This is a genomic window from Bacillus sp. PK6-16 (genome assembly GCF_056530295.1).
Map to the genome: position 1 here is coordinate 1,262,531 of NZ_CP096511.1, position 26,213 is coordinate 1,288,743.

25 protein-coding genes are annotated in these 26,213 nt (G+C 36.7%); 22 read left to right on the forward strand and 3 right to left on the reverse strand.

What is annotated here, in order from left to right; genetic code table 11:
• Positions 1-24: 24 nt before the first annotated feature.
• The 19 genes from M1D66_RS06600 (at position 25) to M1D66_RS06690 (ending at position 18,656) form a co-directional block, all read left to right on the forward strand.
• Entirely contained in the window at positions 25-2,097 is a 2,073-nt protein-coding gene (locus M1D66_RS06600) for a sigma 54-interacting transcriptional regulator (protein WP_242555066.1), read from the forward strand.
• A 195-nt stretch (positions 2,098-2,292) separates the two neighbouring features.
• Positions 2,293-3,192, forward strand: a complete 900-nt coding sequence (gene yqiS, locus M1D66_RS06605; protein ID WP_242555067.1) for a phosphate butyryltransferase — start codon at positions 2,293-2,295, stop codon at positions 3,190-3,192.
• Between the two features lie 34 nt (positions 3,193-3,226).
• A complete protein-coding gene (locus tag M1D66_RS06610; protein ID WP_000171357.1) occupies positions 3,227-4,327 on the forward strand; it encodes a leucine dehydrogenase in 1,101 nt (366 codons plus the stop codon).
• 87 nt (positions 4,328-4,414) lie between these two features.
• Positions 4,415-5,518, forward strand: a complete 1,104-nt coding sequence (gene buk / locus M1D66_RS06615) for a butyrate kinase (RefSeq protein WP_000115780.1) — start codon at positions 4,415-4,417, stop codon at positions 5,516-5,518.
• 4 nt (positions 5,519-5,522) lie between these two features.
• Positions 5,523-6,944, forward strand: a complete 1,422-nt coding sequence (gene lpdA / locus M1D66_RS06620) for a dihydrolipoyl dehydrogenase (protein WP_001051289.1) — start codon at positions 5,523-5,525, stop codon at positions 6,942-6,944.
• A gap of 27 nt (positions 6,945-6,971) precedes the next feature.
• Complete coding sequence (bfmBAA, locus tag M1D66_RS06625) at positions 6,972-7,973, forward strand: 3-methyl-2-oxobutanoate dehydrogenase subunit alpha (RefSeq protein WP_000852551.1); 1,002 nt, start codon at positions 6,972-6,974, stop codon at positions 7,971-7,973.
• 13 nt (positions 7,974-7,986) lie between these two features.
• On the forward strand, positions 7,987-8,970 hold the full coding sequence (gene bfmBAB, locus M1D66_RS06630) for a 3-methyl-2-oxobutanoate dehydrogenase subunit beta (protein WP_000290071.1): 984 nt from the start codon (positions 7,987-7,989) through the stop codon (positions 8,968-8,970).
• 15 nt (positions 8,971-8,985) lie between these two features.
• The gene (locus M1D66_RS06635) at positions 8,986-10,305 is read left to right on the forward strand and encodes a dihydrolipoamide acetyltransferase family protein (RefSeq protein ID WP_000257660.1); all 1,320 of its coding nucleotides are present in this window, start codon (positions 8,986-8,988) and stop codon (positions 10,303-10,305) included.
• A 342-nt stretch (positions 10,306-10,647) separates the two neighbouring features.
• Positions 10,648-11,826, forward strand: a complete 1,179-nt coding sequence (locus M1D66_RS06640) for an FtsW/RodA/SpoVE family cell cycle protein (protein WP_000831181.1) — start codon at positions 10,648-10,650, stop codon at positions 11,824-11,826.
• 108 nt (positions 11,827-11,934) lie between these two features.
• The gene (locus tag M1D66_RS06645) at positions 11,935-12,639 is read left to right on the forward strand and encodes a DUF421 domain-containing protein (RefSeq protein ID WP_098276611.1); all 705 of its coding nucleotides are present in this window, start codon (positions 11,935-11,937) and stop codon (positions 12,637-12,639) included.
• Between the two features lie 70 nt (positions 12,640-12,709).
• Positions 12,710-13,174 (forward strand): NUDIX hydrolase, encoded by a 465-nt coding sequence (locus M1D66_RS06650; protein WP_242555068.1) that lies wholly within the window; start codon positions 12,710-12,712, stop codon positions 13,172-13,174.
• 121 nt (positions 13,175-13,295) lie between these two features.
• Positions 13,296-13,703 (forward strand): YjdF family protein, encoded by a 408-nt coding sequence (locus M1D66_RS06655; RefSeq protein ID WP_242555069.1) that lies wholly within the window; start codon positions 13,296-13,298, stop codon positions 13,701-13,703.
• Between the two features lie 144 nt (positions 13,704-13,847).
• Entirely contained in the window at positions 13,848-14,261 is a 414-nt protein-coding gene (locus M1D66_RS06660; protein ID WP_001979317.1) for a BrxA/BrxB family bacilliredoxin, read from the forward strand.
• A 252-nt stretch (positions 14,262-14,513) separates the two neighbouring features.
• Positions 14,514-15,293, forward strand: coding sequence for a transporter substrate-binding domain-containing protein (locus M1D66_RS06665; protein ID WP_000737678.1), 780 nt, complete (start codon positions 14,514-14,516; stop codon positions 15,291-15,293).
• 36 nt (positions 15,294-15,329) lie between these two features.
• A complete protein-coding gene (locus tag M1D66_RS06670) occupies positions 15,330-15,989 on the forward strand; it encodes an amino acid ABC transporter permease (protein ID WP_001046915.1) in 660 nt (219 codons plus the stop codon).
• Positions 15,982-16,704, forward strand: coding sequence for an amino acid ABC transporter ATP-binding protein (locus tag M1D66_RS06675; RefSeq protein ID WP_242555070.1), 723 nt, complete (start codon positions 15,982-15,984; stop codon positions 16,702-16,704). The genes M1D66_RS06670 and M1D66_RS06675 overlap by 8 nt, the downstream gene beginning before the upstream one ends.
• Before the next feature lie 100 nt (positions 16,705-16,804).
• Complete coding sequence (locus tag M1D66_RS06680) at positions 16,805-17,773, forward strand: aromatic acid exporter family protein (RefSeq protein ID WP_106824136.1); 969 nt, start codon at positions 16,805-16,807, stop codon at positions 17,771-17,773.
• A 16-nt stretch (positions 17,774-17,789) separates the two neighbouring features.
• On the forward strand, positions 17,790-18,350 hold the full coding sequence (locus M1D66_RS06685) for a L,D-transpeptidase (protein ID WP_106824138.1): 561 nt from the start codon (positions 17,790-17,792) through the stop codon (positions 18,348-18,350).
• A 66-nt stretch (positions 18,351-18,416) separates the two neighbouring features.
• On the forward strand, positions 18,417-18,656 hold the full coding sequence (locus M1D66_RS06690; protein WP_000281167.1) for a DUF3894 domain-containing protein: 240 nt from the start codon (positions 18,417-18,419) through the stop codon (positions 18,654-18,656).
• 72 nt (positions 18,657-18,728) lie between these two features.
• Here M1D66_RS06690 and prli42 read toward each other — a convergent pair whose 3' ends face one another.
• Positions 18,729-18,821, reverse strand: coding sequence for a stressosome-associated protein Prli42 (prli42, locus tag M1D66_RS06695; protein WP_000549037.1), 93 nt, complete (start codon positions 18,819-18,821; stop codon positions 18,729-18,731).
• A 189-nt stretch (positions 18,822-19,010) separates the two neighbouring features.
• Between prli42 and M1D66_RS06700 the strand changes: the two genes are divergently transcribed.
• From M1D66_RS06700 to M1D66_RS06710, 3 genes are all read left to right on the forward strand, one after another.
• Complete coding sequence (locus M1D66_RS06700) at positions 19,011-19,556, forward strand: GNAT family N-acetyltransferase (protein WP_001987197.1); 546 nt, start codon at positions 19,011-19,013, stop codon at positions 19,554-19,556.
• Positions 19,557-19,683: 127 nt separating this feature from the next.
• Positions 19,684-20,802, forward strand: coding sequence for a tripeptidase T (locus tag M1D66_RS06705; protein ID WP_000609803.1), 1,119 nt, complete (start codon positions 19,684-19,686; stop codon positions 20,800-20,802).
• A 334-nt stretch (positions 20,803-21,136) separates the two neighbouring features.
• The gene (locus M1D66_RS06710; RefSeq protein WP_001208854.1) at positions 21,137-22,375 is read left to right on the forward strand and encodes a DNA polymerase IV; all 1,239 of its coding nucleotides are present in this window, start codon (positions 21,137-21,139) and stop codon (positions 22,373-22,375) included.
• Between the two features lie 40 nt (positions 22,376-22,415).
• Here M1D66_RS06710 and M1D66_RS06715 read toward each other — a convergent pair whose 3' ends face one another.
• Both M1D66_RS06715 and mgtA read right to left on the reverse strand, forming a co-directional pair.
• Positions 22,416-23,117 carry an MgtC/SapB family protein gene (locus M1D66_RS06715; protein WP_000262342.1) on the reverse strand — a complete coding sequence of 234 codons (702 nt, stop codon included), beginning with the start codon at positions 23,115-23,117 and terminating at the stop codon, positions 22,416-22,418.
• Positions 23,118-23,189: 72 nt separating this feature from the next.
• A complete protein-coding gene (gene mgtA / locus M1D66_RS06720; protein WP_140335864.1) occupies positions 23,190-25,895 on the reverse strand; it encodes a magnesium-translocating P-type ATPase in 2,706 nt (901 codons plus the stop codon).
• Positions 25,896-26,213 lie beyond the last annotated feature (318 nt).

The window sequence follows — 26,213 nt, forward strand, 5'->3', positions numbered from 1 at the left end:
TTACTTCGAGAGGAAGTGGAATATATGAAACAAAAAGTATTAATTGTTGGTGCAGGTGAAGGCGGGAGCGCACTGCTGAATCTGTTACAAAGTTCGAATATATTTCAAATTATAGGGATTATTGATATAAATCCGTTGGCAAAAGGAATACAAATTGCTAAGGAATACGGGATTGCAATTGGAGAAAGCGTAACTCCATTTCTTTCTATGCATATCGATGTAATATTTGATATGACAGGTGAAGATGATGTGCATAAGGTTTTATTGGAAAAAAAGAAAAAAGACACTCTTCTTATACCAGGTGATATCGCAAAAATTGTTACAGGATTAGCGCATGAGAAGGAAGGGCTAATTGGGCGATTAGAGGAACAAACGCAACAAGGAGAATTAATTTTAAATTCTACACATGACGGCATGATCGTAATTGATCGAGAGGGACAAGTTCGTCTTTTTAATAAAAGTGCAGAGCGTATTATCGGATATAAAAAAGAAGAGGCGATAGGAAAATATATTTTAGAAGTCATTCCAACTAGTAAATTACTTCGCATTATACGTACGAAACAAATAGAAGTAAATTATGAACTAACATTAGAGAATGGAAAGAAAATTATTACAACGCGTATACCGATATTAAAAGAGGGCGGAGAGGTACAAGGGGCATTTGCGATTTTTAAAGATATAACAGAAGTTGTAGATTTAGCGGAAGAAGTTACAGATTTAAAGGAAATTCAAACACTATTAGAGGCAATTATTAACTCATCTGAAGAAGCAATTTCGGTTGTGGATGAAAAAGGAAGAGGTTTAGTCATTAACCCGGCATATACGAAATTAACGGGTTTAACAGAAGAAGATATTATTGGGAAGCCTGCTACAACTGATATTGTAGAAGGCGAAAGTATGCATATGAAAGTACTTCGAACGCGTCGTGCGGTGCGCGGAATACATATGAAGATTGGGCAAAAAAAGCGCGATGTAATTGTAAACGTGGCACCAGTCATTGTGGATGGAATATTGAAAGGAAGCGTCGGCGTTATCCGTGACGTGTCGGAAATTCAAAAGTTAACAAATGAATTAAATAGAGCAAGGCAAATTATTCGCACATTAGAAGCGAAATATTCATTTGATGATATTGTCGGGAATTCAGATGAAACAACGGCAGCTATCGAACAGGCGAAGCTAGGAGCAAATACACCAGCAACAGTACTGTTACGCGGTGAATCTGGGACTGGTAAAGAATTGTTTGCACATGCAATCCATAATGGAAGTAATCGAAAATACAATAAGTTCGTCCGTGTAAACTGTGCGGCCATTTCGGAGACATTGTTAGAAAGTGAATTATTTGGTTATGAGGAAGGGGCGTTTTCTGGAGCGAAAAGAGGCGGGAAACGTGGGTTCTTTGAGGAAGCAAATAACGGTAGTATTTTTTTAGATGAAATAGGGGAGTTATCTGCAAATACACAAGCGAAACTCCTTCGTGTACTGCAGGAAAAAGAAATTGTAAAAGTTGGTGGAACGAAAGCGATACCTATTAATGTTCGAGTAATTGCAGCGACGCATGTGAATTTAGAAAAGGCTATTCTAGAAGGGAAGTTTAGGGAGGATTTATATTATCGATTAAATAAAATCCCAATTCAAATTCCATCTCTTCGTCAACGTAAAGGAGATATACCGACAATTGCGGACAGATTGATTCAAAAAATTAATCAAGATTACGGTCGTAATGTAGAAGGGCTCACTGATTCAGCTATTTTATATTTACAATCATACGAATGGCCAGGGAATGTGAGGGAACTTGAAAATATTCTGGGAAGAGCTATTATCTTTATGAATTATAACGAGACCTATATTGATGTACACCATTTACCGCCATTACATAACGAAGAGCAGGTGGAGTCAAAGCAATCACATTTATTACCTGAATTAGAAGAAAAGCCACTTGAACATTTAGTGACAGAGTTTGAAGGGAATATTATTCATGAATATTTGGAGAGATTTGATGGGAATAAAACGCAAACTGCAAAAGCGTTAGGAATTTCCGTTCGAAATTTATATTACAAGCTAGAAAAGTATGACCATGCAAAAAATAGCATGCAATAAATTGCGTACCGTGCAATTTATTGCATGGTATACAAAAAGTGACAAAATAAGACAGAATCTTTTGTTATTTTCCAAAGTATTGATTTTACTGCATTTTGAATGCGTTTTCATTATTGGTAAGACCACTTTTAAAAGTTGGCACGGTATTTGCTTTATAAATAGACGAGGGACGACGGAAAGGGTTGATTACAAAATATGAAGTTAGAATACTTAATTGATCAAGCAGCAGGACAGCCTAAAAAAACTGTGGCTGTAGCAGTCGCTGAAGATCATGAAGTAATTGAAGCTGTAGCGAAAGCAATTAAATTACAGCTAGCTCAATTTCGTCTATATGGAAATCAAGAAAAAATAATGGGGATGCTACAAGAACATGGTTTACAAACTTCAGAACATGTTGAAGTGATTGCAGCAATGTCTAGTGCAGAGGCTGCAGAACTTTCTGTTAAAGCTGTGAGAAATGGTGAAGCAGACGTGCTTATGAAGGGGAACATCCCAACAGCGAATATTTTGAAGGCTGTGTTAAACAAAGAGTGGGGCCTACGTAAAGGTAGCGTACTTTCACATGTAGCAGCATTTGAAGTTCCAAATTACAATCGTCTTATTTTCGTTACAGATGCAGCGATGAACATCGCACCTGATGTAACACAAAAAGCTGCTATTATACAAAATACTGTAGAAGTTGCCCAGGCAATAGGAATCGACTTGCCAAAAGTGGCACCAATTGCAGCAGTAGAAGTTGTGAATCCAGCGATGCAGACGACAATTGATGCAGCGATGTTAACACAAATGAATCGCCGCGGACAAATTAAAGATTGTATCGTTGATGGACCACTTGCTTTAGATAATGCAGTATCACAAATTGCAGCAGAGCATAAAGGCATAGTAAGTGATGTAGCAGGTAAGGCAGATATTTTACTCGTCCCAACGATTGAAGCTGGAAATGTGCTATATAAATCACTCGTATACTTTGCGGATGCAAAAGTAGGAGCAATGATTGCTGGCGCAAAAGCACCGATTGTTTTAACATCTCGTGCTGATTCAGCAGAAACAAAAGTATATTCATTAGCATTGGCAGTTGCGACTGCTTCAAAATAAACCAAAAAGGGTAAAACATTAGGGGGAAACGACAATGACATTAGAAATCTTCGAATACTTAGAAAAATATGATTATGAGCAAGTAGTATTTTGTCAAGATAAAGAATCTGGTTTAAAAGCAATTATTGCAATTCATGATACAACACTTGGACCGGCTCTTGGTGGAACAAGAATGTGGACATATGATTCTGAAGAAGCGGCGATTGAAGATGCATTGCGTCTTGCAAAAGGGATGACATACAAAAACGCAGCAGCTGGTTTAAACTTAGGTGGTGCGAAAACAGTAATTATCGGTGATCCTCGTAAAGATAAGAGCGAAGCAATGTTCCGTGCACTAGGACGTTATATCCAAGGACTAAACGGACGTTACATTACAGCTGAAGATGTTGGTACAACAGTAGATGATATGGATATTATCCATGAAGAAACTGACTTTGTAACAGGTATCTCACCATCATTCGGTTCTTCTGGTAACCCATCTCCAGTAACTGCATACGGTGTTTACCGTGGTATGAAAGCAGCTGCAAAAGAAGCTTTCGGTACTGACAATTTAGAAGGAAAAGTAATTGCTGTTCAAGGCGTTGGTAACGTAGCATATCACCTATGCAAACATTTACACGCTGAAGGAGCAAAATTAATCGTTACAGATATTAATAAAGAAGCTGTACAACGTGCTGTAGAAGAATTCGGTGCATCAGCAGTTGAACCAAATGAAATTTACGGTGTTGAATGCGATATTTACGCACCATGTGCATTAGGCGCAACAGTTAATGATGAAACTATTCCACAACTTAAAGCAAAAGTAATCGCAGGTTCTGCAAATAACCAATTAAAAGAAAATCGTCACGGTGACATCATTCATGAAATGGGTATTGTATACGCACCAGATTATGTAATTAATGCAGGTGGCGTAATTAACGTAGCAGACGAATTATATGGATACAATAGAGAACGTGCACTAAAACGTGTTGAGTCTATTTATGACACAATTGCAAAAGTAATCGAAATTTCAAAACGCGATGGCATAGCAACTTATGTAGCGGCAGATCGTCTAGCTGAAGAGCGCATTGCAAGCTTGAAAAATTCTCGTAGCACTTACTTACGCAACGGTCACGATATTATTAGCCGTCGCTAATCATTCATATATAACTTTTACAAAAGGCGTGGTTACCTCTTATGAGGTTTCCACTTCCTTTTGAATTTATTAGTGGAGGTAGCAACATTGTCTGTAAATCGAATTCTTGTTATTAACCCAGGTAGTACATCCACAAAAATTGGTGTTTTTGATAATGAAAGACCCGTTTTAGAAGAAACGATTCGTCATGACGTAGAACAGATTGGGAAATACAAGCGAATTATCGACCAATATGAGTTTCGAAAAGAAACGATTTTAGAAGTTCTACATTCTCATGGTATTAACATTTCAAAATTAAACGCTGTTTGTGGACGTGGTGGATTACTTCGTCCAATCGAAGGCGGTACGTATACAGTAAACGATGCGATGTTAGAAGATTTAAAAAATGGGTTTAGCGGTCATCACGCTTCAAACCTTGGAGGCATTTTAGCATATGAAATTGCTTCTGGATTAAACATTCCTGCATTTATTGTGGATCCTGTCGTTGTAGATGAGATGGAGCCAGTTGCTCGTATAAGTGGTATTGCTGGTATGGAACGTAAAAGTATCTTCCATGCATTAAATCAAAAAGCAGTTGCTCGTAAAGTAGCCGAACAGTTAAACCACAAATATGAGGATTTAAATTTATTAGTTACACATATGGGCGGTGGTATTACAGTTGGTGCTCATAAAAAAGGAAGAGTAATCGATGTGAATAACGGTTTAAACGGAGAAGGACCATTTAGTCCAGAGCGTGCTGGTACAGTACCAGTAGGGCAACTAGTAGAAATGTGTTTCTCTGGTGAGTATTACCGAGATGAAATGATTAAAAAGCTTGTCGGACAAGGTGGACTTGTAAGTTTAATCGGTACAAATGATGCGATTAAAGTAGAGAAAATGGTTGAAAAAGGTGATCCTGAAGCAACTCTTATTTATAAAGCAATGGCATATCAAGTTGCAAAAGAGATTGGCGGAGCTAGCGCTGTACTTCACGGGAAAATCGATGCAATCGTATTAACTGGTGGACTGGCATACAGTAAAATTCTTGTCGATGAAATAAAAGAGCGAGTGGACTGGATTGCAGATGTTATCGTACATCCAGGCGAAGATGAGTTAGAAGCGTTAGCAGAAGGAGCACTTCGTGTATTACGTGAAGAAGAAGCTCCAAAAGAATATGTTGTACGTGAAAAAGAAACGGTAGCTAGGGGTTGAGATAATGGCAAAAGAATATGATTTAGTCATCGTTGGCGGCGGTACTGGTGGATATGTTGCTGCAATTCGTGCATCACAACTAGGGTTAAAAACTGCACTAGTCGAAAAAGAAAATCTTGGTGGTACTTGTTTACACAAAGGATGTATCCCTAGTAAAGCTCTTTTACGTAGTGCGGAAGTATATGCAACTGCTAAAAAAAGCGAAGAGTTCGGAGTTATTGCAAGCAATGTAGAACTAAACTTTGCGAAAGTACAAGAGCGTAAAGAGAAGATTGTAACGCAGCTTCATAAAGGCGTTCAACACTTAATGAAACAAGGTAAAATTGATGTGTTTGAAGGTATTGGCCGTATTCTTGGCCCATCTATTTTCTCTCCGATGCCAGGGACAATTTCAGTTGAACTTGCAAGTGGAGAAGAGAATGAAATGTTAATTCCAAAAAATGTACTTATTGCAACAGGTTCTCGTCCAAATTCATTACCAGGTTTAGAATTAGACGGAGAGTACGTAATGTCTTCAGATCATGCCCTAAAAATGGAAACGCTTCCTAGTTCGATTATTATCGTTGGTGGCGGTGTAATCGGTATTGAGTGGGCATCTATGCTTGCTGACTTCGGTGTAGAAGTTACAGTATTAGAGTATGCGAAAACGATATTACCACTAGAAGATCAAGACGTTTCAAAAGAAATGCAACGTCTATTCAAGAAAAAAGGTATTAAAGTGGTAACTGGTGCAAAAGTATTACCAGAAACATTGGTAAAAGATAATGGAGTAACAATCCAAGCTGAACACAACGGTGAAAATAAAGAATTTAAAGCAGAAAAAATGCTTGTATCTGTAGGAAGACAAGCGAATACGCAAAATATTGGCTTAGAGAACACAGATATCGTTGTGGAAAAAGGATACATTCAAACAAATGAGTTTTATCAAACGAAAGAATCGCATATTTACGCAATTGGAGATGTAATCGGTGGCCTGCAACTTGCTCACGTTGCTTCTCATGAAGGAATTGCTGCAGTAGAACATATTGCAGGGAAAGAAGTTACACCAATTGATTACTCTATGGTATCAAAATGCGTATATAGCAGTCCAGAAGTTGCTTCTGTCGGTTTAACAGAACAAGAAGCGAAAGAAAAAGGCTATAAGTTAAAAGTAGGTAAGTTCTCATTCCGCGCAATCGGAAAAGCACTTGTATACGGAGAATCAGATGGTTTCGTAAAACTTGTAGTTGATGAAGAGACAAATGACATTCTTGGTGTTCATATGATTGGACCACATGTAACAGATATGATTTCTGAAGCGGGTCTTGCAAGAGTACTTGATGCAACACCTTGGGAAGTAGCACATACAATTCATCCGCATCCATCATTATCTGAGGCGATTGGTGAAGCAGCACTTGCTGTAGATGGAAGAGCGTTACACGCATAAAAATGTGGATTTAGGAGGTTATGAAAAATGGCAGAAGTAAAAGAAAAGCGCCATGAAGAGCTTGGCTTAAGTGATGAGCAAGTATTAGAAATGTTCCGTACGATGTTACTTGCACGTAAAATTGACGAACGTATGTGGTTATTAAACCGTGCTGGTAAAATTCCATTCGTAATTTCTTGTCAAGGACAAGAGGCTGCACAAGTTGGAGCGGCGTTCGCTCTTGATAGAGAGAAAGATTATGCATTACCATACTACCGTGATATGGGTGTTGTACTAGCATTTGGTATGACAGCTAAAGAGCTTATGTTGTCTGCTTTTGCGAAAGCTGGAGATCCAAACTCTGGTGGTCGTCAAATGCCTGGTCACTTCGGTCAAAAGAAAAATCGTATTGTTACAGGTTCATCTCCAGTAACAACACAAGTACCACATGCAGTTGGTATTGCACTAGCTGGAAAAATGGAGAAGAAAGATTTAGTAACGTTCGTTACATTTGGAGAAGGTTCTTCAAACCAAGGTGACTTCCATGAAGGGGCAAACTTTGCTGGTGTACACAAACTACCTGTTATTTTTATGTGTGAAAATAACAAATATGCAATCTCTATTCCAGTTGAAAAACAATTAGCATGTAAAAACGTATCAGATCGTGCGATTGGTTACGGTATGCCTGGATATACAATAGACGGAAACGATCCACTTGCAGTATATAAAGCTGTAAAAGAAGCAGCAGATCGCGGTCGTCGTGGTGAAGGACCAACTTTAATTGAAACAGTATCATATCGTTTAACAGCACATTCTAGTGACGATGATGATCGTGTTTATCGTGATAAAGAAGAAGTAGAAGAAGCAAAGAAAAAAGATTCAATTATAACATTCGCGGCTTATTTAAAAGAAGCTGGTGTATTAACTGAGGAATCGGAAAAACAAATGTTAGATGAAATTATGCATATCGTAAATGAAGCAACAGAATATGCAGAAAATGCTCCGTATGCAGCACCTGAAGATGCATTGAAGCACGTATACGCAGAATAGGGGGGAACGTTTCATGGCTGTAATGTCTTATATTGATGCTATTACATTAGCAATGCGCGAAGAAATGGAACGCGATGAGAAAGTATTCGTTTTAGGAGAAGATGTTGGTAAAAAAGGTGGCGTGTTTAAAGCGACACACGGTTTGTATGATCAATTTGGTGAAGATCGTGCGCTTGATGCACCGCTTGCAGAATCTGCAATTGCTGGAGTAGCAATTGGTGCGGCAATGTATGGGATGCGTCCAATCGCTGAAATGCAGTTTGCTGATTTCATCATGCCAGCAGTAAACCAAATTGTTTCTGAGGCAGCAAAAATTCGTTATCGTTCTAATAATGATTGGACTTGTCCAGTTACAATCCGTGCACCATTTGGCGGGGGTGTTCACGGTGCATTGTATCATTCGCAATCTGTAGAAGCGATGTTTGCAAACCAACCAGGTTTAAAAATCGTTATCCCTTCTACACCATATGATGCAAAAGGTTTATTAAAAGCAGCCATTCGTGATGAAGATCCAGTATTATTCTTCGAACATAAACGTGCATATCGTTTAATTAAAGGTGAAGTGCCGGAGGATGACTACGTATTACCAATCGGAAAAGCAGATGTAAAACGTGAAGGTGATGATATTACAGTTATCACGTACGGATTATGTGTTCATTTTGCTCTTCAAGCGGCTGAAAAGTTAGCACAAGATGGCATCTCTGCACACATTCTTGATTTACGTACTGTATATCCATTAGATAAAGAAGCAATCATTGAAGCAGCTTCTAAAACAGGTAAAGTTCTTCTTGTAACAGAAGACAATAAAGAAGGAAGCATTATGAGTGAAGTGGCAGCAATTATTGCTGAAAACTGTCTATTTGATTTAGATGCGCCAATCGCACGTCTTGCAGGTCCAGACGTTCCAGCAATGCCATATGCACCAACAATGGAAAAATTCTTTATGGTAAATCCAGATAAAGTTGAAAAAGCAATGCGTGAACTTGCGGAATTTTAATCGGGGGGACTATACATGGCTGTAGAAAATATTACAATGCCTCAGCTCGGGGAGAGCGTTACAGAGGGCACAATTAGTAAATGGCTCGTTAATGTTGGCGATCACGTAAACAAGTATGATCCGCTTGCAGAAGTAATGACTGATAAAGTAAATGCTGAAGTACCATCTTCTTTCACGGGGATTGTGAAAGAGTTAATCGCTGGTGAAGGTGATACGTTAGCTGTAGGTGAAGTAGTTTGTGTGATTCAAGTAGAAGGCGCAGATGAAGTAGCAGCAACAGCTGTTGAGGAAAAAACAAAAGAAGAACCAAAGGCGGAAGTAGCTACGTCTGAAAAAGCACCGAAAGTAAAACAACCAACTGATGGAAAACCACGTTTTTCACCAGCTGTGTTAAAACTTGCGGGTGAGCATAACGTTGATTTAGATCTAGTAGAAGGTACGGGAGCAAACGGCCGTATCACTCGTAAAGATATTTTAAAGCTAGTGGAATCTGGAAATATTCCGCAAGCAGGTGCGGCGAAGAAAGAGGAAGCTGTAGCGGCAGTAGTAGAAGCTCGCCCAGAAGCACCAAAAGCAGCACCAGTAGCGCAAAAAGTAGAAGCTGCGAAACCAGTTTCTGTACCTACAATGCCTGGAGATATCGAAATTCCAGTAACAGGTGTGCGTAAAGCAATCGCAGCAAACATGTTACGTAGTAAACACGAAGCACCACATGCTTGGATGATGATTGAAGTAGATGTGACAAACCTTGTGTCATACCGTAACTCAATTAAAGGTGACTTTAAGAAGCGTGAAGGCTTTAACTTAACGTTCTTTGCTTTCTTCGTAAAAGCAGTAGCACAAGCGTTAAAAGAGTATCCTCAAATTAATTCAATGTGGGCTGGCGATAAAATTGTTCAGAAGAAAGATATTAACCTTTCTATCGCTGTTGCAACAGAGGAAGAACTATTTGTACCAGTAATTAAGCAAGCGGACGAGAAAACAATTAAAGGTATCGCTCGTGAAATTACAGAACTTGCAGGAAAAGTACGTACGAAATCGTTAAAAGCAGACGAAATGCAAGGTGGAACATTTACAATTAATAACACAGGATCATTCGGTTCTGTTCAATCTATGGGTATTATTAATTACCCACAAGCGGCTATTCTACAAGTTGAATCAATTGTAAAACGCCCAGTAATTATGGATAACGGTATGTTCGGTGCTCGTGATATGGTTAACTTATGTTTATCACTTGATCACCGAGTACTTGATGGTTTAATTTGTGGTAAGTTCTTAGGACGTGTTAAAGAAATTTTAGAAAACATGTCAGAAAACAATACATCTGTATATTAATAAAAAGCTCGCTTATGCGAGCTTTTTATTATCTTATTTCTTCATCTACATCCTACTATATGTATAAATACCTTTCCCAGTAATCTTACAATAAACGATTATGTATTAGGAATTTACGAAAATACATTGCTGATATATGGTATATGGATATAAAATAAGAAAAGAATAATTTTTTTGGCAAATCTTACTGATGAAACTGTAGTATAATATATTGTATTGTATGAAAAAGAGAGTTATTCTATATAAGTGTTTTATAGATAATGTGTAATCAGTCGTCAAAACATGAAGAATGTTGACTCCTGGTTTTTTATTTTTGCCGTAACAATGTTTCAGGAGGATGTCATGAAAAGAAGTACCGAGTTTCTAAAAAGTTTAGATGTAAAATTAATTTTAATTTTGTGTGCACTATGTGTGACGAGTATAGCTGCTATATATAGCAGTCAGCAAACGGGACAGTATGGAGCTGCAAACTTTGCTATGAAACAAGGTGTTAACTACATAATTGGGGTTGTATTGTTACTTCTTGTTGCAAGCATCGACTTAGATCAATTGCAAAAATTGTCTTGGCCACTTTATATTGCCGGGTTTGCTTCACTTATTCTTTTGAAAGTATTACCACCATCAGGTTTTACACCTGAAAAATTAGGTGCAAAAAGATGGTTTGTTTTCCCAGTATTTGGACAAATTCAGCCGTCTGAGTTTTTCAAAATTGCATTGCTACTTGTAGTAGCGAGTATAGCAGTAAAACATAATGCACAGTATATGGCAAGGACATTCCAAACAGATTTAAAGCTAGTAGGTAAAATTATGCTAGTGTCACTTCCACCTATGGCGGTTGTATATAGTCAACCTGATACAGGTATGGTGTTCTTATATGCTGCTGCTATTGCATGTATTTTATTTATGTCAGGTATTCAAAAGAAATTGATAGCATTATGTACAGTTATTCCGTTGACCATATTATCTGCTTTAATATTTATTTTCTTTAAGTATCAAGATTTTTTCTATAATAATTTAGTTACTTTACTAAAACCTCACCAACAGTCGCGTATTGTAGGTTGGTTAAATCCATTTGAAAATGCAGACCAAGGTTATCAAACACAGCAATCGATTTTAGCTGTAGGTAGTGGAGGAATGGAAGGTAAAGGGTTTGGGGGAGGAAGCGTCTATATCCCAGAGAAGCATACTGACTTTATTTTCGCTACAATTGCCGAAGAAGGTGGATTTATCGTAGCAGCCTTGGTTGTTTTCTTGTTCCTATTACTACTATATCGAACAATTATTATTGGTTATTCCGCTGATAATTTATTTGGTACATTATTATGCGCTGGATCGATCGGTATATTAACAGTTCAAATATTCCAAAACATCGGTATGATCGTTGGATTAATGCCTGTAAAAGGTATTGCATTACCTTTCTTATCGTATGGGGGAAGTTCCTTATTCTCGAATATGATTATGATGGGGCTCATACTATCGGTACGGAAAACTTATAAAAAATATATGTTTTCCGTTAAGTAAAAAAAGCTGGTTCGTTTTTAAACGAACCAGCTTTTTTTACATATATGCTCATAAACGTTGCAAACTAAAACAGGATAGCAGTTTGAGACGGGTAAGGAGTGCAAAGTGATGCATATGCATATTTTTGAAGGAGCACGGCATCTTTCTAATAGTGAATGGGTTATTCGGGCTATTATAGCATACATATTTTTAATATTAGTTGCGAAAGCAATGGGGCAAAGGTCTATCGCACAACTTCGTTTTTTAGATGTTGTATTAGTGTTATTGCTTGGTGGGAATGTTTCTAACGCATTGTCTGATGAAAAAGTAGGGTTACTGGGCTCGATGATTACAACGTTCATACTCGTTGTACTTCATATTATAAGCTCAGTTTTAATGCTGAAATGGGATAAATGGAGACGCTTTTTAGAGCCAGCACCTATCATTCTTATACATAATGGTTCCATTGATTTTAGCAATTTGAAAAAGGCGAGAATTACCGTGGAATATTTGTTTTCGGAACTTCGTATGCGAAATGTGAGCGATATTCAAACGATTAAATTAGCATTATGGGAAGCGAACGGTGTCGTTTCTATATTTCGGTATCCAGAATATGAAGCAGTTTCGCGGCTTGATCTTAAAGTGGCGGGAAGAAAATCTCCAGTTTCTTTTGTATTAGTAAAGGATGGGAGGATTCAGAAAGATGTTCTTGCATTATTAGGAAAAACAGAAGCGTGGGCGAGAGAATTTCTAGAGGAGAGTACAGAAGTCGAATCCATTATGTTAGCTACAGTAGATGAATCACATAAAATAAATATTTTGTTAAAAAAATGAAAAATATACGCATTTTGTCGTTTCGTACATATGATACAATAGTGTGGACAACAAAAAAGGAGGCGATACGGTGGGATATGTAGAAGAATTACGAAAAATAGTTGGTCATCGCCCTTTAATTTTAGTTGGTGCTGTTGTACTCGTTATAAATGAAAATGGTCATGTTTTATTGCAGCAGCGGACAGAGCCGTACGGAAAATGGGGGCTACCTGGCGGGCTAATGGAGCTTAGTGAATCACCAGAAGAAACAGCTTATCGTGAAGTATATGAAGAGACAGGAATAAAAGTGAAGAACTTGCGATTAATCAATGTATTTTCTGGAGCGAACTACTTTACAAAATTAGCAAACGGTGATGAATTTCAATCTGTAACAACCGCCTATTATACGGATGAATACGAAGGGGATTTTGTTATGAATAAAGAAGAAGCAGTTCAGCTTAAATTCTTTTCAGTAACAGAACTACCTGACTATATTGTAGGATCGCATAAAAAAATGATTGTTGAATATATGAAGATTATGGAAAAAAAGATATAATAAAAGTGAAAGAAATACAAAAACACAGCTCTGGTTGGTAGTCCAGACGCATGATTTCATGTCAGTAACCTTCCCCTCCGGGATGTCCCGTATTTCTAATTTTTTAAAGGAGGGGCTGTCAATGGAGTTGACAGTATATCACGATGGCCAATTTTTTGTTGGAATCATTACATGTAAAGAACAAGGGAAATTGTATGGAGCGAGGTATATTTTTGGAGCGGAACCGTCAGATGAAGAAGTGCTTATGTTTGTGAATAGTTCACTTTTAGAGCATTTTCAGCATTTTGCAAAATGTGGTGTAGAAGTTAAAGAAAAACAGCGTCCTAAAAACATAAAGCGTATCATACGACAAGCAGCAAAAGAAACAAATGTTAAACGTTTTACTAAGGCGCAAGAGGCGATTAGTTTATCTTATGAATTGCATAAACAAGAAAAGAAAGTGCAGTCTAAGGAGAAGCGAGAAGCTGAAAAAGACAGAAGACGTTTAATTAAAGTACAAAAAGCAAAGCAAAAACATCGTGGTCATTAAAGAAAAGGTGTTAGAGCAAGTGCTCTAACACCTTTTCTATACTTAAATACAAGTAAACTTACTTGTATTTCATAAACATTAACTGGTAAGATACAAATAGGTAGTTTTAGAGGAGGGAAAAGAGTGATTAATTTTAACTTTTTTATGAATGATGTTGTCCGCCAAGCGCGTGAAGAGATTGTCTCTGCTGGATATACAGAATTGACGACGCCAGAAGCGGTAGAAGAAGCGTTTAAAAGAAATGGAACAACACTTGTAATGGTAAACTCTGTATGTGGTTGTGCAGGTGGTATTGCTCGTCCTGCTGCTGCGCATTCCGTACATTATGATAAACGTCCTAACCACCTTGTAACGGTGTTTGCAGGTCAAGATAAAGAAGCGACAGCAAGAGCGCGTGAATATTTCGAAGGATACCCACCTTCTTCTCCATCATTTGCTTTATTAAAAGATGGAAAAATTGTAACGATGGTAGAGCGTCATGAAATTGAAGGTCATGAACCGATGCAAGTTATTGCGAAACTACAATCATATTTTGAAGAGAATTGTGAAGAACTATAAAAAATAAGAGAAAAGGCGGCACGTCCACAATCAAGTGGATGTGCCGCCTTTTTTATTTATTATTAAAATTTCAGAGATATGCATAGTTATGTTATTTTATGCATTATTTTATACATAACAAATAGCATTTATATTGTTTTGTTATTTATTTTTATTTTATATATTGCATAAAAATAAAAGTGCTGATACAATACAAACATCGAATAAATATTCTATTAAACTTTTAAATATACATTATTAGGGGGAAGAAAGATGAAGAAGTTAGTATCAATATCGTTTGCACTTATTTTAATTGTAAGTATATTCAGCGCTTGTAGTAATGGGGAATCAAAAGAAACAAAAGGAAATAAGAAAGTACTCGTAATGGGGACTTCAGCAGATTATAAACCATATGAATACGTGGAAGCTTCAAAAAGTGATGAAATTATTGGTTTTGATGTTGATGTTGCTAAATATATCGGAAAAGAACTTGGGTATGAAGTGAAAGTGAAAGATATGGATTTTGGTGGTTTATTAGCATCTCTTAGTTCAGGAAAAGTTGATTTCGTAATGGCAGGCATGACGCCAACTGCAGAGCGTAAAAATAATGTTGATTTTACAGATATTTATTTTGTTGCGAAAAATATGGTCGTTTCTAAAAAGGATTCTAACATTAAATCTGTAGAGGATTTAAAAGGGAAAAAAGTAGGGGTACAAACAGGATCTATTCAAGAAGAGAAAGCGGCAGAATTTAAAAAACAAGTAGATTTCCAAGTTGAGGGACGTGACCGTATACCAGAAATCGTACAAGAAATTAAAGCTGGTCGTTTTGACGCTGCAATTATAGAAGACACAGTTGCTAAAAATTATTTAGAGAAAATGAAAGATTTACAAGGAATTGAAATTAAAGAAGCGCCAGAAGAAGTTGGAGCAGCAATTGCCCTTCCGAAAAACAGTGATAAAACAGCTGAATTTAATAAAGTAATTAAAAAAATGCAAGAAAATGGAGAAATGGATAAATTAGTGAAGAAATGGTTTGGCAGCGGAAAATAAGCTGCCTTTCACTTTTCTGTGAGGGGAATGAAAAGAATGAACTTAGATTTTTCGGCGATTACGCCTTCGATACCATATATACTAAAAGGTTTAGAAGTTACTTTGAAAATTGTAGCAGTATCAGCTTTAGCAGGATTTATTTTAGGAACGTTATTAGCACTTTGTAAAATTGCTAGAATACGAGCGTTAAATATAGCAGCAGATTTTTATACATCAATTTTTCGTGGTACACCACTTGTATTGCAATTAATGATTATTTATTTCGGTGTCCCGCAAATAATTGGTTATGAAATACCAGCATTCTTAGCAGCTGTACTTGCATTTAGCTTGAATTCAGGTGCATACATGTCAGAAGTAATTCGTGCTGGTATTCAAGCAGTTGATAAAGGACAAACAGAAGCAGCAATGGCTTTAGGGATACCATACGGAAAAATGATGAGAAATATTATTTTCCCTCAAGCATTAAAAAATATATTACCAGCGCTTGTGAACGAATTTGCGACACTTACGAAAGAATCGGCTGTAGTAACAGTAATAGGCGCGACTGATTTAATGCGTCGTGCTTACATTGTAGGTGGTGAGACATTTAAATATCTTGAACCATTACTTTTTGTTGGACTGATTTATTATATGTTAGTCATTATTCTTACATTAGTCGGGAAGGCAATTGAAGGGAGAATGAAGAAAAGTGATTAAAATTGAAAACCTTCATAAATCATTTGGTAAAAACGAAGTATTAAAAGGAATTACAACAACGATTGAAAAAGGAGAAGTAGTTGCAATTATAGGACCTTCTGGATCAGGAAAATCAACGTTTTTACGTTGTATGAATATGTTAGAAGCACCAACGGATGGTCACATTTGGATTGGAACGGAAGAAGTAACGAATCCGAAAACGAATGTTATGCATGTTCGTGAAAATGTCGGTATGGTATTTCAGCATTTTCACTTATTTCCTCATATGACTGTATTAGAAAATATTACGTATGCTCCTATCAATGTAAAAGGGGGAACGAAGCAAGAAGCTGAAAAGAAAGCTGAGAAACTTTTAGAAAAGGTTGGATTAGTAGATAAAAAAAATACGTATCCGAATCGTTTGTCGGGAGGACAAAAGCAACGTGTAGCAATTGCAAGAGCGTTAGCGATGGAACCGGAAGTTATGTTATTTGATGAACCGACATCGGCGCTAGATCCAGAGATGGTGAAAGAAGTGTTAGAAGTTATGAAATCGTTAGTTACGACAGGAATGACGATGGCTATCGTTACACATGAAATGGGCTTTGCAAAAGAAGTGGCAGATCGTGTTCTTTTCTTGGACGGAGGAAAGCTTGTAGAAGATAGTGCGCCAGAAGAATTTTTTGCAGCGCCGAAAAGTGAACGTGCGCAACAATTTTTACAAAAAATATTGTAATATGAAAAGGTTATGTGAATAATAAGTAGAAAAGGATGACATTGTGTCATCCTTTTTTTATACTAGCTGTAAATACGTTTATACATATAGGAGCAATGATATGTTCAAAATTGGATACCGTACAGTAAAAACAGCAATAGGGACAGGAGCGGCAGTTTTTATTGCTCAGTTATTAGGATTAGAATTTTATAGTTCAGCAGGTATTTTAGTTATTTTATGTGTACAAAATACGAAGCGCAAATCGCTTCAAGTGTCGTTACATCGTTTTCTAGCGTGTGTATTATCAATGGTATTCGCGTTTTGTATTTTTGAAACGATCGGCTATACACCACTTGCAATTAGCATATTGTTACTTACATTTATTCCGACTGCAGTAATGCTTAAAATTCAAGAAGGTATTGTCACGAGTTCAGTTATTGTTATGCATCTATATTCATTGAAGCAAATTACATGGCTTATAGTTGGAAATGAAATTGCTATATTAACAATAGGAATTAGCGTGGCGTTATTAGTAAATATGTATATGCCGAGTAGTGAAAATAAGCTAAAAGAGTATCAGGATAAAATAGAGAGTAATTTTAAAACGATTTTGTTTGAAATGGTTGTGTATTTACGAAATCGAGAAAGTAGTTGGAGTGGATCAGAACTCATTGAAACCGAGAATATGTTAAATGAAGCAAGAGATTTATCGTTTAAAAAACTTGAAAATGCATTTATGCGAGAAGATGATTATTACTATCGTTATTTTAATATGCGTATGCAACAATTCGAAATTTTAGAGCGAATGATACCACTAGCAGCTTCTTTATCGTGGACGTATGAACAAGCTGACATGATTGCAGATGTTGTTGAAAATATTGGTAATGCTATTAGCCCTGAGAGTACAGGCGTTATTTCCTTAAGGCAGCTTCAGGAAATGAGGGAATTATTTAGAGACATGCCATTGCCAGCTACACGCGAAGAATTTGAGATACGTGCGAAACTTGTTCAACTTGTGTATGAAATGGAACAATATTTACTCATTAAAAGTCGCTTTAAGGGAAAGGATAATATAAAAGAACTTATATAGAAGGTAGGAATTATCTATGCCGTATCTTCTCTCTATCATATTATGTCTTTCTTTATCGCCAATTTGGCCTCTTGGGGATAATCCACGTGCCGGAGATTCTTTTATTATTGTAAATAAAGCAACGAATAAATTAGCTTACATTGACGATGGAAAGATTCAAAAGGTTTTTCCAGTAGCGACAGGGAAAACGAATGAATTAACTCCAGAAGGAACTTTTGATGTTGTAATGAAAGCGAAGGATCCGTATTACATTGCGAAGGATATTCCAGGTGGATCGCCAAAAAATCCACTTGGATCAAGGTGGATTGGATTTAATGCAAGAGGAACTGATGGAAGTAAATATGGAATACATGGAACAAACCAACCGAGTTCAATTGGAAAGTATATTTCACAAGGATGTATAAGAATGAAGAAAAACGATGTGGAATATTTGTTTGATCGTATTCCAATTGGAACGAAAGTATGGATTGTGAAATCGAAAAAATCATTTCAGCAATTGGCAAAAGAAAAAGGAGCCGTTGCATATGAAAAAGCCAACGAAAAGGTTGGCTTTTTCTATTGTAATAAGTTGTCTTGACATGTGTACATAACCATGCGTTAATGAAAGTATAGAAAGATAAAATTAGATAAAGGGGTTGCTCATATGTACTTGAATCCAAAACTTTCGTATATGCAGTTTTTTATGGGATTTCTATTTGTTATTACATTCATATTGGCAACTTTTAATATATGTTCTTATCTTGTAGCGATTGTATGTATGGCATTACTTAATCTCACTTTTGTTATTGGGGCATTTCAGCAGAAACAATATACAAGTTTTGTAATAGCACTTGTAATGTCATTTTCCTTTAGTATTGTAGCGATTGTGTTTTATATAAAATAAACCATCTCGATGTCGAGATGGTTTATTTTGTCATGTGTAAAAAGTAAAAAAAGGACGAACACATCGCCCTTTTTACCAAAACATACTCGCGCCAGCAAGTAATGTTGTTACAAGCATAGAAATTAGCATCACATAAACCATAATTTTTTGAGCTTTTTTATGCATCGTTATACCTCCTTGCAAATCAGTACAATTTCATTGTAACGAGAAATGAAATTATGGACAAGGGGAGAGTAAGGACAAAATTCGGGAAGGGGTTGCAAAATATAACAGGAAATTTGAGTGTGTGTAGAGAATATAGTAAAAGGGTATATTGTTAATTTTTAGTTGGGCAAGCTGAAGAATGGAGATACGATGATGAAAATATACGAAACAGATCGTTTATACTTAAGGGAAATTGATGAGTCGTATGCTGAAACAGTTCTTCAATATTACGACAGAAATCGTGAATTTTTAAAAGCTTGGGAAGAGTATAGACCGGATGATTTTTTTACGCTAGATTATCAAAAGAAAAAGTTGCAAAAGGATAGAAAAGAGTTCGAAGAAGGGAAAATCATCAGACTATGGATTTTTAAAAAGGGTGATGATACGAAAATAATTGGGTGTATTTCATTTAATTTAATCGTTCGTGGCATTTATCAATCTTGTGTACTCAGTTATAAATTAGATAAAGCAGAGTTAAACAAAGGGTATACGACAGAAGCGCTTAGAAAAGCAATTCAAGTTGCTTTTGGGGAATTTCAGTTACATCGTATAGAAGCTCCGATTATGCCTCGTAATTTAGCATCTATACAAGTAGTGACGAAGATAGGCTTTCAATATGAAGGCGTGTCTAGGAAGATGTTAATGGTAAATGGCGTGTGGGAGGATCATATGCGCTGGGTATTGTTAAATGAGTAATAGAAAGCAGATGGTTATCTAGACATGTAAACCATCTGTTTTTTGTCTTGTATTTCGAAACTTTTGCGAAATTCTGTTATAATTAATAGTGTTACATACATAATGGTAGTGCAGGAGGCGCAGTCTTATGATTAATCAAGAACGTTTAGTAAATGAATTTATGGAATTAGTACAAGTAGATTCTGAAACGAAATTTGAAGCAGAAATCTGCAAAGTATTAACGAAGAAATTTACAGATTTAGGTGTAGAAGTATTTGAAGATGACACAATGGCTGTAACGGGTCATGGTGCAGGTAACTTAATTTGTACTTTACCAGCAACAAAAGATGGTGTTGATACAATTTACTTTACTTCTCATATGGATACAGTAGTTCCTGGTAATGGAATTAAGCCTTCTATTAAAGATGGATATATCGTATCAGATGGTACAACAATTTTAGGTGCGGATGATAAAGCTGGATTAGCATCAATGTTCGAAGCAATCCGTGTTTTAAAAGAGAAAAATATCCCTCATGGTAAAATAGAATTTATTATTACAGTCGGAGAAGAATCAGGTCTTGTTGGTGCAAAAGCATTAGACCGTGAGCGTATTACAGCGAAATATGGCTACGCATTAGATAGCGATGGAAAAGTTGGTGAAATCGTTGTTGCAGCTCCAACACAAGCGAAAGTGAACGCAATTATTCGCGGGAAAACAGCTCACGCTGGTGTAGCGCCGGAGAAAGGTGTATCTGCAATTACTATCGCAGCGAAAGCAATTGCGAAGATGCCACTTGGTCGCATTGACTCTGAAACGACTGCAAATATTGGACGTTTTGAAGGTGGTACACAAACGAATATCGTTTGCGATCATGTACAAATCTTTGCAGAAGCTCGTTCTTTAATTAATGAGAAAATGGAAGCACAAGTTGCGAAAATGAAAGAAGCATTTGAAACAACTGCAAAAGAAATGGGGGGTCATGCAGACGTTGAAGTAAACGTTATGTACCCAGGATTTAAATTTGCTGATGGCGATCACGTTGTAGAAGTTGCAAAACGTGCAGCTGAAAAAATTGGTCGTACACCTTCTCTTCACCAAAGTGGTGGCGGAAGTGATGCAAACGTAATTGCAGGACACGGTATCCCAACAGTTAACTTGGCAGTTGGTTATGAAGAAATTCATACAACAAACGAGAAGATTCCTGTTGAAGAGTTAGCAAAAACAGCAGAATTAGTTGTTGCAATTATTGAAGAAGTAGCGAAGTAATAGAATAGAAAAAGCGTGTAAATCAATTGTGATTTACACGCTTTTTATTTTGATTCGATTGTTTTTACAAGGCGTATAAGCCAATACAAGAAAAATCATAGCAGTATATAATATTAGACGAGAGAAAAATCCAAACGTATTCATGTTGAAAATTGGAAGGAGTAAATAATTAATATAACTACAAGGAACATATAGTTAATTTCACCATAATCAGCCTCTTTCACATGTGTATCCTCTTTATATGGATTATAAAAAAGAACAAGTAATTATTATAACTATTGTGCAAAATTTGATATAATAAAAGAACGAACGTTCTGATTAGGGAGTGAGTACTATGCGAGAAATGTATCCGAAAAATGGTCGTGTAATTTTACATGTAGATATGAATTGCTTTTTCGCATCTGTTGAAATTGCTCATGATCCATCATTACAAGGAAAGCCATTAGCGGTTGCTGGAAATGAAAAAGAGAGAAAAGGAATTATTATAACATGTAGTTATGAGGCGAGAGAATACGGAATACGTACGACGATGCCCCTTTGGGAAGCGAAAAGGTTATGCCCGCAATTAGTTGTAAGGCGTCCTAATTTCACATTATATCGCGAAGCTTCATTTCAAATGTTTCAAGTCCTTTCTCGTTTTACAGAAAAGATACAACCAGTCTCAATAGATGAAGGATATTTAGATATTACAGATTGCTACGCACTTGGTTCTCCTCTTGAAATAGCAAAGATGATTCAACAAGCACTATTAACAGAGTTGCAGCTTCCGTGTAGTATTGGAATCGCTCCAAATCTTTTCCTAGCAAAGACCGCTTCAGATATGAAAAAACCACTTGGTATTACCGTGCTTCGAAAACGCGATATTCCAGAACTGATTTGGCCACGTCCAGTTGGAGCAATGCATGGAATTGGTGAGAAAACAGCTGAAAAATTAAATGATATTCATATACAGACAATTGAACAGTTGGCAAAGGGAGACGAGCATATCATTCGCGCTAAAATTGGCAAGCACGGTGTTGATTTGCAAAGGCGTGCAAAAGGTATGGATGATAGGGAAGTGGATCCGAGTCAAATGGGACAGCATAAAAGTGTCGGTAACTCGATGACTTTTTCAAAGGATATGGATGAAGAGAAAGAATTACTTGATATGTTAGAACGTTTATCAAAGTCAGTGAGTAAAAGGTTACAAAAGCGAACCCTTGTCAGCTATAATATTCAAATTATGATTAAATACCATGATAGGCGAACAGTAACACGGAGTAAGCAATTGAAAAATGCGATTTGGGAAGAACGCGATATTTTTCAAGCAGCATCCCGTTTATGGAAGCAACATTGGGATGGTGATTCCGTTCGTTTACTAGGTGTTACAGCTACTGAAATAGAGTGGAAGACAGAATCGGTGAAACAATTAGATTTGTTTTCATTTGAAGAGGATGCAAAAAAAGAACCGCTACTTGCGGTCATTGATCAAATTAATGATAAGTATGGAACACCACTTTTACAACGAGGTAGTCAACTACTACGTAAGCAAGAGAAGTCGTTTCAACAAAAGTTAGAAAATAAGTTTATGTAGAAGGTGTCATGAAGTAGTAAAATCATGACACCTTTCCTAGTTAACTCGCTTCTAAATTTAAAGAAGTCTTCCATCCAGCTCCAGTAACGCCAGATTCTAATAGCATTCTACTTACTATTTTTTCAATTAAGATAGCCGCATTTGTCTTGCAATGTAATGTAGCCTGTATACACACCTTTTGATTAGAATCTACGTCTTCACTATACAACTCTTTTAAACCGATTCCTTCTGTACTTACCATATGCATAAGTAAAAAACGAATATGTGCTTCATTTTCTTCTGAACAAGTAAGGGAAAGTAAGTAGTTCGTTTGTTCTGGTGATTCTTCTTTTGATTTTTTATTCATAAAAAGAGCAATTGGGCGAAGAAGTATATTTGCTAGTAACACGCCGGCTGCACCTAATATAGCTGCAACGAGGAAACCGGCGCCTGTAAGAGTACCGACAGCAGCTGCACACCATAAAGTAGCTGCTGTATTTAGCCCTCTAATACTAAAACCATCGCGGATAATAACGCCACCCCCTAAAAATCCAATACCACTAACGACTTGAGCAGCAATGCGGGATGGGCTAGCATCATGATCAAGCATGACGGATAATAAAACAAATATACAGGCACCAAGTGATACGAGAGCATTTGTCCGTAACCCAGCCATTCGGTGTCTCCATTGTCTTTCCATTCCAATGCAAGCTCCTACAATAATTGCTATAACTAACCTGAATACAATGTCGTACCATACCATCATGGTCACCTCCATATATAATATGTGTTATGTTTTTTAGAATGAGCGGGGGATACTCACTCATTCTTATTTTTACAACCAGCTATGAAACTTTTTAATATAAAGCTTTTTCAGGAATTGTGTTAAAAAAGCGTAGCCTAATAGTATTCCTACTAACCAAGGGAAATAGTTAAGTGGCAATGCTTGTAAACCAACGGCTGCACCAAGTGGTGAGAATGGAATATAAATCCCGATTGCCATAATAAGAGCGGTTAATAAAACGACTGGTGTTGATGCAGTGCTTTGAATAAATGGAATCTTTTGTGTTCTTATCATGTGAACAATTAAAGTTTGTGTTAACAATCCAACGACAAACCAACCGGACTGGAATAATGATTGCTCGCTCGATGTATTTGCACCAAATACATTCCACATGACTACGTATGTGATAATATCAAATATAGAACTAATTGGGCCGATACAAATAATGAAGTTTCGTAAGTTTGCAGTATCCCATTTTCGTGGTTTTTCTAGAAACTCTTTATCCATTTTGTCCCATGGAATAGAAAGTTGTGAAATATCATAAAGTAAGTTTTGAATTAAAAGATGAATGGCAAGCATCGGTAAAAAAGGAATGAAAGCACTTGCTACTAACACGCTAAACACATTACCGAAGTTAGAGCTAGCTGTCATCTTAATATATTTTAAAATATTTCCGAATGTAGTACGTCCTTCTAAAATCCCTGCTTCTAATATAGTTAAACTTTTTTCGAGTAGAATAATATCGGAAGCTTCTTTCGCAATATCAGTAGCAGTATCAACAGATATTCCGACATCAGCTTCACGTAATGCTACAGCATCGTTAATGCCGTCTCCCATGTAACCTACAGTGTGTCCATTTCCTTGTAATGCGTGTATAATACGAGATTTTTGCATTGGATTAAGCTTCGCAAATACAGTCGTTTCTTCGGCAAGTCTTGCTAATGCTTTATCTGGTAAAGAATCAATCTCGTAACCGAGGATTGGTTCGCAGATATCTAATCCAACTTCTTTACAAACCTTTCTTGTAACAATTTCGTTATCGCCAGTTAAAATTTTCACTTGTACACCATGTTTTTGTAATGCTTGAATTGCAGCTGCTGCAGATGGTTTCGGTGGATCTAAAAAGCCGATATATCCAGCGAGAATCATATCAGTTTCGTCTTTTACTGCGTACTCTGTATCATTTATTCTTCTATCTTTTTTATAAGCCACAGCAATAACCCGCATACCTTCACTATTTAGTGTCTCACTTAGTTTTTTGACATTTGAACGTATTTCCTCGGTGAGTGTAACGATTTTTTCATCCACTTCAGTGTAGTTACAAATTGATAAAATTTCTTCTACGGCACCTTTACAAACCATTGTATGTTCACCTGAAATATCCTTTACGATGACTGACATACGCCGGCGGGCGAAATCGAATGGAATTTCATCTAGCTTTTGAAAAGCTGATGGATTAAATGTATTGTTTTCCTCTGTATGCTTAATAACAGCTTTATCTATTAAATTTTTCAATCCAGTTTGATAGAAACTATTTAAATAGGCAAATTGCAAGACGCGATTGCATTCATTTCCCTTGGGATCTAAGTGACGAACAAGGACAACTTTATCTTCTGTTAAAGTTCCGGTTTTATCTGTACAAAGAATGTTCATAGCACCTAAGTTTTGAATAGAATTTAGCTGTTTTACAATTACTTTTTGTTTAGACATGTTAACGGCACCTTTAGCTAAATTAGCAGTTACAATCATTGGTAACATTTCAGGTGTAAGGCCGACAGCGACGGCAATAGCGAAGAAGAAAGCTTCTTGCCAATCACCTTTTGTGAATCCATTAATGAGAAGGACAATAGGTACCATAATAAGCATGAATGTAATTAAGAGCCAGCTTACTTTGTTTACACCTTTATCAAAGCTTGTTTCTACACGCTTTCCAATTACCTTATTGGCTAAAGAGCCGAAATACGTATCGGTACTTGTTGAGATGACAACAGCTTTTGCGCTACCACTTACAATATTTGTTCCCATGAAACAAAGGTTTTCCATATCGAGTGGATTGTAATTTTTTTTCATGTTTGTCGGTAAGATATGCTTATTTTCTGTATGGTAGCAGTGTTCGTATTTTTCTACAGGAAGTGCTTCCCCTGTTAAAGAAGATTGATTAACAAATAAATCTTTAGCGGATACAATACGCACATCAGCTGGAACGATATCACCGGCTGAAAGGGAAATGATATCGCCAGGTACAAGTTCCTCAATTGGAATTTCTGTTGTGTAATTTCGATTTAAATTCGTTACATTTTTTGTTTCATGTACAAATCCATTTATTCTAAATACGCTCGCAGTTGTTCGAACCATAGCCTTTAACTTATCGGCAGCTTTTTGAGAACGAAATTCTTGGGAAAACCGAATTGTTGCACTAAGTAGTACCATTGCAGATACGACAATTGTTCCTTGCATATCATCCGTGAAAAAGGAGAGTGCTCCAAGAGCTAATAAAACGAAAATAAATGGATTTTTAAATGCCGACAGAAATTGAATGTACCACGGTGCCATTTTATTATGAGCTATTTCGTTCGGACCATATAAAGAAAGTCTACGAGACGCTTCTTGTTTAGATAATCCATCTTGTGTTGTTTCTAAAAGTTTTAACGCAGAGCTTACATCTTGTGTTGCAACCTCCACTAATAATTCGTTATTTGTTTTCATGCTATCTTGCTCATAAGCATGCTTTGTTTCTTGTCTTTGTAAATTAAACATCGGTAGTTCCTCCTCTGTCATGAAGGAGGAAACAATCTGTTACCTAACTATTTGAAATGGTGAGGAACAGTTTCTTTCCTACCTACATGATGAAATATGAATGTAAAACGTATGGGTATCTGGGCCGAATCATCAATTGCCAACTGTTCCTCACCTCCGTACAATTTAGTAGTTTCTGAATATGCTATGTTTGTTTCATAGTAAGGTGCATATAGACGTAAAAAGACCTTTACTCAAAACGAGTAAAGGTCTGAATTCGCAGTTAAAAGAGTCCACAACAAAGACTGTTAGTAGACATAAATAAAAACAGTTTTTGTG